The sequence below is a fragment of the Amycolatopsis sp. QT-25 genome (genome assembly GCF_029369745.1).
Classification (GTDB): domain Bacteria; phylum Actinomycetota; class Actinomycetes; order Mycobacteriales; family Pseudonocardiaceae; genus Amycolatopsis.
This window is the reverse complement of record NZ_CP120210.1, coordinates 1,122,574-1,136,340: the sequence shown is the minus strand read 5'-3', so window position 1 is coordinate 1,136,340 and position 13,767 is coordinate 1,122,574. Positions and strand designations below refer to the sequence as shown.

9 protein-coding genes are annotated in these 13,767 nt (G+C 67.7%); 6 read left to right on the top strand and 3 right to left on the bottom strand.

The window, feature by feature from the left end; genetic code table 11:
* Positions 1-3 precede the first annotated feature (3 nt).
* Entirely contained in the window at positions 4-3,321 is a 3,318-nt protein-coding gene (gene lysX / locus P3102_RS05610) for a bifunctional lysylphosphatidylglycerol synthetase/lysine--tRNA ligase LysX (protein WP_276367100.1), read from the bottom strand.
* 244 nt (positions 3,322-3,565) lie between these two features.
* Here lysX and panB point away from each other — a divergent pair, with 244 nt between their 5' ends.
* From panB to P3102_RS05590, 4 genes are all read left to right on the top strand, one after another.
* Positions 3,566-4,441, top strand: coding sequence for a 3-methyl-2-oxobutanoate hydroxymethyltransferase (panB, locus tag P3102_RS05605; RefSeq protein WP_276367099.1), 876 nt, complete (start codon positions 3,566-3,568; stop codon positions 4,439-4,441).
* A gap of 233 nt (positions 4,442-4,674) precedes the next feature.
* Positions 4,675-5,637, top strand: a complete 963-nt coding sequence (locus tag P3102_RS05600; protein ID WP_276367097.1) for a right-handed parallel beta-helix repeat-containing protein — start codon at positions 4,675-4,677, stop codon at positions 5,635-5,637.
* Between the two features lie 89 nt (positions 5,638-5,726).
* A complete protein-coding gene (gene pip, locus P3102_RS05595) occupies positions 5,727-6,686 on the top strand; it encodes a prolyl aminopeptidase (protein WP_276367094.1) in 960 nt (319 codons plus the stop codon).
* A 188-nt stretch (positions 6,687-6,874) separates the two neighbouring features.
* Positions 6,875-9,832 carry a PQQ-dependent sugar dehydrogenase gene (locus tag P3102_RS05590; protein ID WP_276367092.1) on the top strand — a complete coding sequence of 986 codons (2,958 nt, stop codon included), beginning with the start codon at positions 6,875-6,877 and terminating at the stop codon, positions 9,830-9,832.
* Here P3102_RS05590 and P3102_RS05585 read toward each other — a convergent pair.
* Positions 9,781-10,389 (bottom strand): aldehyde dehydrogenase family protein, encoded by a 609-nt coding sequence (locus tag P3102_RS05585; protein WP_276367091.1) that lies wholly within the window; start codon positions 10,387-10,389, stop codon positions 9,781-9,783. The genes P3102_RS05590 and P3102_RS05585 overlap by 52 nt on opposite strands.
* Before the next feature lie 313 nt (positions 10,390-10,702).
* On the opposite strand from P3102_RS05585, the gene P3102_RS05580 reads away from it, so the two are divergent.
* Both P3102_RS05580 and P3102_RS05575 read left to right on the top strand, forming a co-directional pair.
* On the top strand, positions 10,703-11,446 hold the full coding sequence (locus P3102_RS05580; protein ID WP_276367089.1) for an FCD domain-containing protein: 744 nt from the start codon (positions 10,703-10,705) through the stop codon (positions 11,444-11,446).
* A 32-nt stretch (positions 11,447-11,478) separates the two neighbouring features.
* Positions 11,479-12,213 carry a cache domain-containing protein gene (locus P3102_RS05575; RefSeq protein WP_276367088.1) on the top strand — a complete coding sequence of 245 codons (735 nt, stop codon included), beginning with the start codon at positions 11,479-11,481 and terminating at the stop codon, positions 12,211-12,213.
* Here P3102_RS05575 and P3102_RS05570 read toward each other — a convergent pair.
* Complete coding sequence (locus tag P3102_RS05570; RefSeq protein ID WP_276367086.1) at positions 12,197-13,669, bottom strand: PucR family transcriptional regulator; 1,473 nt, start codon at positions 13,667-13,669, stop codon at positions 12,197-12,199. The genes P3102_RS05575 and P3102_RS05570 overlap by 17 nt on opposite strands.
* Between the last annotated feature and the right edge of the window lie 98 nt (positions 13,670-13,767).

The window sequence follows — 13,767 nt, the reverse complement described above, 5'->3', positions numbered from 1 at the left end:
CCGCTAGCCCTGCGGCCGCACGAACGGGAACAGCACCGTCTGCCGGATCGACGCCCCGGTCAGCATCATCAGCAGCCGGTCGACGCCGATGCCGAGCCCGCCGGTCGGCGGCATGCCGTGTTCGAGCGCGAGCAGGAAGTCCTCGTCCAGTTCCATCGCCTCGACGTCTCCGCTCGCCGCGCGCAGCGACTGGGCCTCCAGCCGCCGCCGCTGTTCGAGCGGATCGGTCAGCTCGGTGTAGGCCGTGCCGACCTCGGAGCCGAACGCGATGAGGTCCCAGCGCTCGGCCAGCCGTGGGTCGACGCGATGCTGCCGGGTCAGCGGCGAGACGTCGGTCGGATAATCGGTGTAGAACGTCGGCAGTACGGTCGCGCCTTCGACCAGATGCTCGTGCGCCTTCAGCACGAGATCGCCGTGCCCGGCCTCCTCGTTCACCGGCACTCCCGCCGCACGGCAGAACCGCTGGAGTTCGGCGACCGAGGTGCCCGCGTCGATCTTCTCCCCGAGCACCGCCGAGACGGCTTCGTGAACCGGGATCACCGGCCAGTCACCGGAGATGTCGTATTCGACGACCGTCCCGTCCGGTCCCGGACGGCGAACGACCTGCGCGCCGTACGCGGCTTCGGCGGCGCACTGCACGAGTTCCCGCGTCAGCGTCCGCATCGTGTTGTAGTCGGCGTACGCCTGGTACGCCTCCAGCATGGTGAATTCTGGATTGTGCGTCGCGTCGACGCCTTCATTGCGGAAGTTCCGGTTCAGTTCGAAAACGCGCTCGACCCCGGCCACGCACAGCCGCTTCAGATAGAGCTCCGGGGCGATCCGCAGATACATTCGCATGTCGTAGGCATTGATGTGCGTGATGAACGGGCGGGCGTTGGCGCCGCCGTGCACGGTCTGCAGCATGGGGGTCTCGACTTCGAGGTAGTCACCCTGGTGCAGCCGTTCCCGCACGGCGCGCACCACGGTCGAGCGCATGCGCAGCATCGCCGTCGAATCCGGGTTCACCGCGAGGTCGAGGTAGCGCTGCCGAACCCGTGTCTCCGGATCGGTGAGGCCTTTTCGCTTGTCCGGCAGCGGATGCAGGCTCTTCGCCGTGACGGTCCATTCATCGACGAGCACCGACAGCTCACCGCGTCGCGACGTCATCACCTGGCCGCTCACGCCGACGTGGTCGCCGAGATCGACGCCCCGGCGCCAGCCGCCGAGGTCGAGCACGGAGGCGTCGAGCATCAGCTGGATCTCGCCGCTGAAATCCTTGACCCGCGCGAAGCAGAGTCCGCCGAGGTTGCGCATCGCGAGCACCCGGCCCGCGACGCGGACCCGATGACCGGTGTGGGTGTCCGGGCTCAGGTCGCCGAACTTCAAGACGACATCACCGAGCAGATCCTCCCGGGCGAAACCGACCGGATAGGGGTCGATCCCGGCTTCCCGCAAGCGATCCAGCTTCGCCATCCGCACCCGGACCTGATCAGGCCGCCGCACCTGTTTCGGCGCGGGTGTGGCCGCGTTCGCTTCGATGCGGCGGACCTCGGCCACGAATTCGTCGGTGACCGTCTCCAGTTTCAGCGCCCGTGCGGAGCGTCCGGTGGGGACGAATCCTTCGAGTGCGCCGGCGACGATGCCGACCCGCGGCAGCCGTCGAGCCGAGGAGTAGCACAGGAACCGCGGCTCCCAGTCCGGGCCGTACTTGGCGTTGGACCGGTAGAGCGATTCCAGCTGGAAGAACCGCGACGCCATGCTGAGCACGCCGCGCCACGCGCGCAGCACCGGACCCGCGCCGATTCGCTCCCCTTCGGAGAAGACCGCGCGGAACATCGCGAAGTTCAGTGAAATCCGTTGTGCGCCAAGCCGGGAGCTGGCCGCCACGACCTCGGCCACCATGTATTCGTTGAGCCCGTTCTCGGCGTCACGGTCGCGCCGCATCAGATCGAGAGACAACCCGCGACGGCCCCAGGGCACGAACGACAGCATGCCGCGAAGCTCGCCCTTGGCGTCGTACGCCTCCACCATCACGCTGCGGCCGTCGCTCGGATCACCGAGCCTGCCGAGCGCCATCGAGAACCCGCGTTCGGTCTCCGCGCCACGCCACTGCTGCGCGTGCAGCAACAGCTTCGCCATTTCATCGGGCGGGATTTCACTGTGCCGCCGGACTTTCGTGGTGTATCCGGCCCGTTCGATCCGTTTGACCGCTTGGCGGACCGAACGCCGTTCCGGCCCGGCGAGAGTGAAGTCACGGACGTCGAGGACCGCTTCGTCACCGATTTCCAGCGCGCGCAGACCCGCGTCGGCGTAGACCTTCGCGCCGCGTTCGCTCGCACCGAGCACGCCGGGGGTCCAGCCGTAGGTGCGTGCCTCGTTCAGCCAGGCGCGGACCGCGTCGGGCCAGGCGTCGGGATCACCGAGGGGATCCGCGCTCGCGACACTGGTGCCCGCGAGCACGCGATAGGCCACGGCGGCGCGGCCGTTGGGCGAGAAGACGACACTCTTCTCGCGCCTGGTGGCGAAATAGCCCAGAGAGTCGTCTTCGCCGTGTTCGGCCAGAAGGCGACGTACGCGCAGTTCCTCTTCGTCTGTCCTCAAGCGACGGCTGCGCACGCCGCGGAACAGCGTGTACAACGCCGCCGTCGCGACGGCCGTCGCGCTGAGGTCGAGCACGAGATCGAGCCAGGCCGGTCCTTCGCCGATGCCGACCCGGCGCAACTGGATGTTCTCACCGGTCGTGTGGTTGACGACCCAGGCGAACCGCGCCCAGGTGTCGGCGAGACGGCCGGGGAAGGCCTCGCTCAAGCCCCAGCCGACGAGAATGACCGCGGCCAAACCGCCGAAAAGGACGGTGAAGCCGTCGCGCCAGGCGCCCGGCGCGAGCCGGGCGGGGAACGCGGGACGCAGAATCCAGAGTAGAACGATCATGCCGATCGAGATCAGGTCGGCGATGGCCAGCACCCACACCTGGTGCGGGATGTGCCGCACCTGCCACGGCCCCAGTTTCAGCAGCTCAGGCCACCACAGCAGGGCCGCTTGGAAGGCCAGCGTCACCGCCAGGCCACCGACCTGGAACAGCAGCAGCGTGTAGAGCGCCGCCCGTTTGCGGCGGCGAAGCGCGGCGCCGAGGACGACGAGCAGCAGAACGATCACGAGACTCGCGTTCGTCGGGATGCTCAGTGCCGAGAAGGCGACGTCGCCCGTCCTGAGCACCGGCCCCTTCACGCCGCCGACGAGCAGGAGGATCACCGAGAACACGGCCGCGAGCTGCACGAGGGTGGCGACGATTCCGCCGGCCCTCGCCTTCCACGGCGATACTCGGCTCACTGGGTTTCCCATTCTGGTCCTTCGCGGTACACACAGGTGATCGACAGCTGTTCTTACTTGACGTCACACAACCCCGTGTGGTTGTCAACGATCATCATCCTCTGGTTCGAAATTCCTCATCCGCAGGCGTGAGGACGCGGTGTGAAGCTGGTCGCAGGACCTTGGGAGGGGTATCTCCACCTGTCACGCTTTGTCTTGTTCAGCTCCACGACCCGGGGACCTCTTCGAGGCCTCGAGGGAAGGACGGTCGACAAGGATGTCTGCCACCGAAAAGGATTCCGGCGAACTCGCCGCCCCGTACGGAACCGGCGCGGCGCCCCAGGCCACATCTGGGAAGAAAGTCCGCGTACATCACCTTCGCGACATGAAGGAGCGCGGCGAAGCCTGGCCGATGCTCACCGCCTACGACATGTACACCGCCGCACTGTTCGACGAAGTGGGCATTCCCGTGCTGCTCGTCGGGGACTCCGCGTCGAACAACGTCTTCGGTTATGACACTTCGCTTCCGGTGACCGTGGAGGAACTGCTTCCGCTGGTCCGCGCGGTGACCCGGTCGGTGAAGCGGGCACTGGTCGTGGCCGATCTGCCGTTCGGCTCGTACCAGCTTTCGCCGCAGCAGGCGCTGGAGACGTCGGTGCGGTTCATGAAGGAAGGCCGTGCGCACGCGGTGAAACTCGAAGGCGGACGGAAATTCGCTCCGCACGTCGAGGCGCTGACGTCGGCCGGTGTCCCCGTGATGGGGCATATCGGATTCACGCCGCAGAGTGAACACAATCTCGGCGGCTACCGGGTGCAGGGACGCGGCGAAGCGGCCGAAGCGCTGCTCGCCGACGCGCTTGCCCTGGAGGAGGCCGGCGCCTTCGCGGTCGTCATGGAGATGGTGCCCGCCGAAGCGGCGAAGCGGATCACGCACGAGCTGAAGATCCCGACCGTCGGCATCGGCGCGGGGCCGGACTGCGACGCGCAGGTGCTCGTCTGGCAGGACATGGCCGGGCTTCGACGCGGCAAAACCCCTCGCTTCGTGAAGAAATACGCCGACCTCGCCGGCGTGCTGACCGGGGCCGCGTCGGCGTTCGCGGAGGATGTCCGGCGAGGCGAGTTCCCGGCTCCGGAGCACTCGTTCCACGACTGACCGACTCTGACCTGCGAAAAGAGAGCAAGGGATCTTTGCTATCACTCCCGCTGAGGAGGGCGATAGCAAAGGTCCCTTGCTCGCTTTTCGGGTAAGCCCCGCGGGAGGACCCTCCTTTAATGTTCATGTATGTGAACTTCAGTCATGTTCTTGACGGAGGTTCGTAAAGAGGCTTAACGTCTAGCCGTCGCCGCCACGACCGAGCTTCGATCCCTCGACGAGGAGGACCACGGATGCGTGTTCTGGCCCTGGCGACCGGTGCCGCACTGCTGTTGACGCTGGCGGCGTACCCCGCACAGGCCGCGACGATCCGCGTAAGGACTTCGGAGCAGCTGACGGCGGCGCTTGCTTCGGTCACTCCGGGCACCGTCATCGAACTCGCGGCCGACACGACCTTCGCGGGTAACTTCAAGGCAGCGAAGAGCGGGACTTCCGGCAGCCGTATCACCCTGAAGGGTCCGCGAAGCGCGGTCATCAAGGCGTCGGCGGGACGCACGCTCGAGCTCACCGGCAGTTACTGGAATCTGACCGGCTTCACCCTCACCGGTGGACAGAAGGGCCTGATGGCGACGGGCGTCAAGAACACCGTCGTCGACGGCCTCAAGGTCACCGGCGTCGGCCACGAAGGCATCCATTTCCAGTACACGAGCACCGACAACGTCGTGAAGAACTCCGAGGTGACCGACACCGGCCGCGAGTACGCGGGCTACGGCGAAGGCATCTATTTCGGTTCCGCGAAGGGCAACTGGCCCGGGGGCACGCCGGACCGGAGCGACCGCAACAAGGCACTGAACAACAAGATCGGCCCGAACGTGCGGGCCGAGTCGATCGACATCAAGGAAGGCACCACTGGCGGCGAACTGCGCGGCAACGTCTTCGACGGGACCGGGCAGAGCGGCGAGCATTTCGCCGACAGCTGGGTGGACATGAAGGGCAACAACTACCTGGTCGCGGACAACCGGGGCAGCAAGGTCTTCGTGCACGACGCGACCTACGGCGGCTTCGAGGTCCATGTGCAGCTGGACGGCTGGGGCCGCGGCAACACCTTCTCCGGCAACACCGCGGACGTGCGGTCCCCCTACGCTTACGGCTTCTATCTCGTGAAGGCCGCGACGGGAAACAAGGTCTGCGCGAGCAACAAGGTGACCGGTGCCGGGAAGGGATTCGCGAACGTGGCCGCCACGGCGGGCTGCTGACGCGACCGAAGACCGGGGGCCCGCTCAGCCCGGCGGCGGGGGCGGGCCCCCACCCTTCGGACACTCGCCGATTCGGGCAGAGTGTCCTCATGGATGACCTGTACCCGCCGATCCACGTGCGCGCCGAGGGCATGCTCGAGGTCGGCGACGGGCACCGGATCTACTGCCAGGAAGCCGGGAATCCGAACGGCAAACCCGTGGTCGTCCTGCACGGAGGCCCTGGCAGCGGCGTCTCCCCCATGTCCCGGCGGCACTTCGACCCCGAGGCCTATCGGATCATCCTGTTCGACCAGCGCGGCGCCGGCCGCAGCACTCCGCACATCGGCGCGCCGGACGTCGACCTGTCGGCCAACACCCTCTGGCACCTCGTGTCGGACATGGAAAAGCTGCGCGAACGGCTGAATCTCGACCAGTGGCAGCTCTTCGGCGGCTCGTGGGGCGCGACCCTCGCCCTGGCCTACGCCGAAACCCACCCGAGCCGCGTCAGCGAGATCATCCTGCGCGGCGTCTTCACCGTCCGCCGCGGCGAACTCGACTGGATCTACAACGGCGGCGCCGCGAACCTCTTCCCTCGGGAGTGGGAAGCCTTCCTCGCGCCGATACCCGAGGACCGCCGCGACGACCCCCTATCGGCGTACCGCGAACTCGTCTATCACCCCGATCGGGCGATCCGGGAGCGTGCCGCGATCGCTTGGAGCATCTGGGAAGGCGCGATCGTCTGCCTGCGCCCGGATCCGGCTTTCCACAACCAGTACGCGTCGCCGGACTTCGCTGTCACCTTCGCCCGGCTGGCGCTGCACTACTTCTGCCATGTCGCGTGGCTCGAGGAAGGGCAGCTGATTCGGGAAGCCGGGAAGCTCACCGGGATTCCTGGCGTGATCGTGCAGGGGCGGTACGACGCGGTGTGCCCGCCGGTGACGGCTTTCGAGCTGCACCGGGCTTGGCCGGATTCGAGGCTGGAGCTGGTGGAGGCGGCGGGGCACGCGGTGACGGATCCGGGGATGCTGGCAGCGCTTCGAGAAGCGACGGATTCGTTCCGACGGCGCTGACTCGGCGTGCGAATGGCCGATGACAAGCCGGGTCGAGCCCAATAGCGTTCCCCTTGATCATCGTCCTTGGGGGGATCCGGGTGTCTTGATCGTCGCGTAGCAACACGCCGTGGCCACGACACACTCTTACTTCGGCCTGCGCGATCACGCCAACCGGACGCTCTCTTCGTCCGAAGAAAGCAGGTCCGATGCGTAACCGAAGATCCATCGCCGCTGCGGCGGCCGTCTTGACCGCGCTCGGCGTCACCGCCGTCACGGCACCTGTCGCCCTAGCCACACCGATACTTCCGTCCGGATTCGTGGTGACCGGCACACCGACCGGACAGCCATCCGGAGAGCTCACCGACGCGGCCGCTCTGCCGGACGGCGGCATCCTCACCACCGGCAAGCAGGGCTCCGTACGCTGGACGTCGAAGAACGGCCAGTCGAACGAAGTCGCTTCGATCCCCGTCCATTCCGGGGGATCACTCGGCTTGACGAGCGTCGCGGTGGCCCCGGACTACGCCACCAGCCGGACGATCTACACCGCGCAAGCGGTCTCCGGCGGTTCCACCGGGCGAATTCTCCGGGTCAGCAAGTGGCAGGCACAGGGAACGGACGCGCCGACGGGGCTCGCCGCCGAATCGGTGGTGCTCGAATTCGAGGCGAACTCCGCGGGCCGGGGTATCCAGGACCTCGCCGTGGACCCGACCGGCAGGTCCCTCTGGATCGCGGTCGGGGACAACGCCACTGACGACGCCGTCGACAGGTTCGCCTTGCGCGCACTGGACCCGGACCACCCGACCGGCAAGATCCTGCGGGTGGATCCGAGCGGACTCGGTGTCGCGGACAATCCGTTTTACGACCCCTCGCACCGCGCCTCGTGGCGAAGCCGCAACTATCTCAGCGGCCTGCGGGATCCCCGTGTCGCACTCGACCCGCGGGGCGGAGTGCTCGTCACGGACACCGGCCGGGGCACGCCTCACGAGCTGAACATCGCGTTTCCCGGGCAGAGCGCGAAATGGCCCTGCTGGGAAGGGAATTCCAGGACGTCTGGTTATCAGGACCTTCCCGAGTGCACCGGTGTGACGAACACAGCGCCGAAGTTCGAGATCGGCCAGAGTGGCGGCGGCGCGGTCAGCGGTGGCGTCCGCTACAGCGGAGAGTCGTATCCCGAGGCGTACCGCGAAAGCCACTTCGTGGCCGACAAAGGCGCGGGGACCGTGTCGACCTTGAGATTCAACGACGCGGCGGAAACGGTGGAGTCACCTACCCTCTTCGCCTCCGCGCTCGGCAACCCTGTCTCGATCGTGACAGCGCCCAACGGGGACATCGTGGTGGCCGACGCGGACAGCTCGGCGCTGCGGCGGCTGAGTTACCGTCCAGCCAACAAGGCCCCGGTGGCGGACTTCACCGCCACGACTGATCCCACCACGCGCACGGTCTCGTTCGACGCGAGTCTGTCCACGGACCCGGACCTCGACGATCTCACCTATCAGTGGGACTTCGGTGATGGCGGAAGAGGAGATGGCCGCACCGCCCAGCACACCTACGACTCCGAAGACACGACGACCGCCACCCTGACCGTGAAGGACATCCACGGTGTCGTGGCCAGTTCGACCCAGACGATCACCCCCGGTATGGCAGGTCCGACGGTCACCCTGATTCCCCCGATCCAGGGCACGGTGTTCTCCTCGCGGGAAACCGTCGTTCTGCCGGCGGAATCGGACGACCCCATCGACGGTCCGATCACCGTCAGCTGGAAGGCGGAGCAACGACGCTGCCCCGCGGACAGCGGCTGCACGACCAGTGTGGTCCGTCACGGCACCGGGTCGACACTCAAGGTCGAATTCCCGGAGGAGACCGACAGCAGCCTCGTGATCACCGGAACAGTGACGAACAGCCGCAACGTCGTGGCCAAGGCGCGATATGTGGCCCAGCCGCGCCTCTCCCGGCTCACGGTCGTCGGCTCGCATCCGGCCCAGCTCACCGTCGAACCGGGTCGGAGCGCGAACCGGCTGGTGACCGTCGGCTCCCCGCTGAAGATTTCGGCGCCGTACACCGCGCTCGACGGAGCGGGATTCCACCGGTGGGCGGACAGCTTCAACACCGATACCCAAAGAGAGATCCGGATGCCCCGTGGGGAACTCACCCTTCGCGCGGACTACCTGTCTCCCAGCGAGAAGCGTTACTCGGAGGAGGCCGCCCTGCGCGCGACGCTGGGTGCCGCTGTCGGGCGCGAAGTCATCGAAACTCCAGGACGCTGGCAGGCCTATGCCAACGGCCGGCTCTACTGGACCGGGCAAACCGGCGTGACAGCCGTCTACGGCCGGATCCACGACAAGTACACCGCCTTGGGCGCGCATGCCTTCCTCGGCGCTCCGAGCGCGGACGAATTCCCTGGCAAAGCGGGCAATGGACGGTTCAGCCACTTCGCAGGCGGGCCGGCGACCGGTGCCGCGACGATCTACTGGACACCCGATCCCGGCGCGGTCGTGATCTACGGCCCCCTCCGTGACAAGTGGATCGAGACCGGCGCGGAAGCCGGTGTGCTCGGCCACCCGACCACCGACCAGGCGACGACTCCGGACGGCGTCGGCCGGTACAGCCACTTCGTCGATTCGTCGATCTACTGGACGGCGGAGACCGGAGCGCATTTCGTGCTGGGCGCGATCCGGGACAAGTGGAAAGCGCTCGGGTGGGAGAAGTACTTCGGCTACCCGACGACGGACGAGACCGGCACCCCGGACGGTGTGGGCAGGTACAACCATTTCAGCCGGGTCGGTTCGATCTACTGGACGCCGTCGACGGGTGCTTACGAGGTCCACGGCTGGATCCGTGAACGCTGGGCCGCCGTCGGCTGGGAGAACGGGCTCGGCTATCCGACCACCGACGAGACCTGGACGCCGAACGGCACCGGGAAATACAACCACTTCCGCAAGGGGAATGAGGAACACTCGATCTACTGGCGATTCGGCACCAGCAGTGCTTTCGATGTCCGAGGCGCGATCCGCCATCGTTGGCGGCAGCTCGGCTGGGAGACCTCGTATCTCGGTTTCCCGACCAGTGGCGAGTACGACGTTCCCGGCGGCAAGCGCAGTGACTTCCAGAACGGCTACATCGTCTTCACGGCCGCGACCGGCGCGGTGGTGGACCGTCGGTACTGAGTGAACTCGAGAACGCCGGTGCGGCCCGCGAAGGCCGCACCGGCGTTTCGTGTCCACAGCTGCCCGCCGGAGGCCGTGTCACCGGAGCCAGGTTGTTCAGGATCCAGACCGGCAGGGTTTCCAGGCCGGTGCCGAGGGTGAACGTCGTGACGATGATTCATGCGGAGCACGGTCGTTCTGCCGGAGCCGGCTGGGATGTCGAGGTCGATCCCGGCACGCAGGGAACCGGTGATGGATACCTCGCGGGCGTCGGGTCGGCCGGTTCGAGCGCCACGGTGTGCCCCCGCGGCGAGCGCGGGGGCGATCTTCCAGACCGCCATGCGGAGCGGATGGTTCCACGGCGTAACCCGCGCGCACACGCCGATCGGCTCGCGGCGGACGAAAGAGGTATGCCCTTCCCTGTACTCGCCCGCCGACCGTCCTTGGAGGACAGGCGCGGCCCCCGCGAAGAACCGCAACCGCTCGACGATCATCGGCGGTTCCTCGGCCGCGGTGAGCGCGATCGGCTTGCCGGTGTTCGCCGATTCGACGAAGACGAGGCCGTCCGCGTGCTTCAACAGAGTCGGCGATCTTCAGTAGTGCGAGCCGGCGTGGTGTCGCGTCAGGATTCGAAGGCGGCGGCGCCCTACGGGCGGCTGGTGACGGTATCGACGACTCGGCCCGACGTGGACCCGGTGCACTCGCCGCCGACGAAATGCTTCAACTGCCGCATAAGACCTCCAGGGGCTTGAGGGCGTGAGGCGATAGCAAAGGTCCCTTGCTCCCTTGTGGGGTGGTGCGGGAGCCAAGACCTTCAAGTCCAGATATCGAATGACAAAACGATGGGGCAAGATTGGTTCCATCGGGTAGCGGTACGGGCGAAGGGCCACCATGCGCAAGGGGATGTCGCACAGCGCGCGATCGGCGATGTTCGCGCCGCTCGGCCAGATCGGCCGGGCGGAAGCGGTCACCACGCGGCTGGTCGACGCCATCACTCTCGGACTGCTGGCCGACTCGGAGCAGTTGCCGAGCGAAGCCGAGCTGGCCGCCCAGTTCGGCGTCTCCACGGTGACAGTTCGCGAAGCACTCGTGGCCTTGCGGCAACAGGGGCTCGTAGAGACGCGACGCGGCCGTGGCGGCGGAAGCTTCGTGAAGACGCCTGCCAACCCTTCGGCCGCTTCGTGGCGAGAGCGCCTTCGCACGGTTTCGCTGTCCGAGCTTCGTGACGTCGGCGATCACTACCTCGCCATCGCGGGCACCGCGGCCAAGCTCGCCGCCGAGCGGAGTTCGCCCGAGGACATCGAGCGGCTCGAACTCGCGACCGAGGACCTCCGCACCGCCACCGGCGCGGAGGTATCGCGTGCCGAGCGCCAGTTCCATCTCGAAGTCGCCGCGGCCGCCCAATCGCCGCGGCTGACCAGGGAAGAAGTGCAGTTGCAGAGCGAACGAGGCGGATTGCTGTGGTTACCGCTCGAGCCGCACGGCACCCGCGAGAACGCCTACGCCGAACACCGCGCGATCGCCGCCGCCATCGCTCAGGGCGAGGGCGAGCTGGCCAGGAAGCTCACCGAAGAGCACATCCTCGAAGCGATAGACCGGCTGGCGGGCGTGCATCTAGCCCTTCCGGCCCCTTAAGCTGCGGCATCCGCGCATCCGAGGTGAGCATCGTGAACGACACACCGTCCGCCGGTTCCGAAGTCGTCGAACAGGTATCCGCCCTGGTCGAGGACGTCTTCGGCCGGCTGAAGCCGGTACTGGCCGGCGTCGAAGCGCTCCTGGCCGCCTCCGCCGATGCCACCGCCGGAGATCTGCCCCGCCTCCGGCCGCGGGTCTTCGACGTCCTCGGCGGCCTGGTCGTCGGTGCCGGGTTCGTCAGCGCGCCGCACGCGCTGGCGGATCAGGAATTCGGCTTCGCATGGTGGACCGAGACCGGCGACGCCGAACCGGCGCAACTGGTCATCAGCCTCGATCCGGACAGTGAGAACTTCCTGGACTACACCCGGCAGTCGTGGTTCACCGTCCCGCGTGACACCGGCCGCCGCCACCTCAACGGCCCGTACGTCGATTACCTCTGCACCGACGAGTACACGTTGACCTTCACGGTTCCCGTACAGCGCGACGGAGAATTCGCGGGGGTCGTCGGCGCGGACGTCTACGTGCGGGAGGTCGAGCGTCTGCTGCAACCGGAACTGCGCGCACTCGGCGGCCGCGCCGCACTGGTCAACGCCCAAGGCCGGGTGATCGTGTCGAACAACGCGCGTCAGGCGACCGGTTCCCTGGTGCGCGAGGTCGACGTCCCGGCCTGGTGGTCCGCCGGCGCGGAGCCGGTCATGACGGAGAACGGCACGCGCCTGCGGCGTTGCGGGGACTCGCCGATCGCCTTGGTCAGGTCCGGGCGCTGACCTGCAGCGCCAGCCAGAATTCGGCGCGCACGCCGGGGGAATCGAGATCGCGGCCGGTCAGTTCGGCGACCTTGCGCATGCGGTTGCGCAAGGTGTGCCGGTGCACGCCGAGCCGCGCGGACGCCAGATCCCAGTGACCGTGGTGTTCGAGCCAGCAGGTCAAAGAGGCGACCAATGCACCTCTGCCGGTTTCGTCGTGTTGCCGCAACGGCGCCAGCAGTCTGTCCGCGAAGGCTTGTGCCGCTTGCGCATCGACCATTTCCAGGAAACCGCGCCCGGCGTGTTCGGCGAACCGGACCAGCGGGGAGCGCTCGGCCTTCGCCGCTTCCGCCGCCTGCTTCGCCTGCCGAAGCGCGGTGGGGAAGTCCACAATGGACACCGGTTCGGAAAGTCCGGCGTGCAGTCCGCCGGTCCGTGACGCCGACCTGGTGACGGTTTCCACGTCGCCGAGCGCGACCACGAACGCCCCGGACTCGCCGAAGAACATCGTCTCCCCCGGCACTTCGGCGTCGAGCGTGTCGGCGAGCGACCGGCGCGCGCCCGCGGGACCGGCGACGGCCAGCACGGACCACGGCGCCTCCGGAACACCACCCCAGAGCGACTTCATCGTGCGCGTGGCGAGTTCGGTGTGCCCGGCGGCGAGCAGGTCGATCATTCCCGACCGCAGCCGTCGCAAAACGCCGACATGCTCACGGTTCTGTTCCAGGGCAAGGGAGAGCAGCGACACCGCGGTATTGACGATGTGCTGTCCCGCGGCGTCGAGCGGCTCACGGGTGCCGACCGCGAGCACACCTCGGGCGCGGGTGTCGAGCGTCTGCAAGACGACCTCGTACTCCCCCGCCACCGTCACCAATGTGCCCGCGCGCAGTCGCGCGAGGTCTTTCCGGACTTCGTCGGCGTACGGCCGCACGGACGTCGACGAAGCCTCGGTGACCGTGCCCGCGGCGTCGAGCAGGAGCACCCAGCCGTCCACCAGCTTCGCCAGTTTGCGCACCACGCCACCGGGTCCGCCCTTGCCGACGGCCGTCCTGGTCAGTTCCTGCTGCCCTTTGCCGGTACGGACGAGCGAGGCGTATTCGTCGGCGGCGACCGCGCGGGAGACCGCGCGGGTGATCGCGATGAACGGCGTCTTCCTCGGCACTTCGAGCACCGGGAGCCCGACTTTCTCCGCGGTGTCCACAAGGGACCGCGGGATGCTTTCGTGGCTGAGGCCGACACCGAAGCCGAGCCCCGCCACGCCGGCGTCGACGAGCCGCCGGACGTATCCGGGCGAGGTCGTCTCGTCGAGGGCGAGGCCGGTGGTCAGCAGCAGTTCACCGCCTTCGAGGAAGGCCTGCGGATCGGTCAGTTCGGTGGGGTGGACCCAGCCGATCGGCCGTTCGAGCCCGGCCTCGGCGGCCCGCACCCGCAAGCCGAGCGGGCGTTCGGCCGCCAGTGCGGCGAGGGTCAGTGCCATGTTGTCCAACTTTACGCCTTGATATCGACAAGATGTCGAGCTGACGCGGACCGGACGGGCTCCCATTCTGGAGGGCGACCCCGTCCCTCGTGTCCGCA

What these genes read in the sequence shown, in the direction of transcription:
- panB (WP_276367099.1), top strand. Translation starts at nt 3,566, where the DNA reads ATGTCTGCCACCGAAAAGGATTCCGGCGAACTCGCCGCCCCGTACGGA.
- P3102_RS05600 (WP_276367097.1), top strand. Translation starts at nt 4,675, where the DNA reads ATGCGTGTTCTGGCCCTGGCGACCGGTGCCGCACTGCTGTTGACGCTG.
- P3102_RS05580 (WP_276367089.1), top strand. Translation starts at nt 10,703, where the DNA reads ATGCGCAAGGGGATGTCGCACAGCGCGCGATCGGCGATGTTCGCGCCG.
- P3102_RS05590 (WP_276367092.1), top strand. Translation starts at nt 6,875, where the DNA reads ATGCGTAACCGAAGATCCATCGCCGCTGCGGCGGCCGTCTTGACCGCG.
- lysX (WP_276367100.1), bottom strand. Translation starts at nt 3,321, where the DNA reads ATGGGAAACCCAGTGAGCCGAGTATCGCCGTGGAAGGCGAGGGCCGGC.
- pip (WP_276367094.1), top strand. Translation starts at nt 5,727, where the DNA reads ATGGATGACCTGTACCCGCCGATCCACGTGCGCGCCGAGGGCATGCTC.
- P3102_RS05570 (WP_276367086.1), bottom strand. Translation starts at nt 13,669, where the DNA reads ATGGCACTGACCCTCGCCGCACTGGCGGCCGAACGCCCGCTCGGCTTG.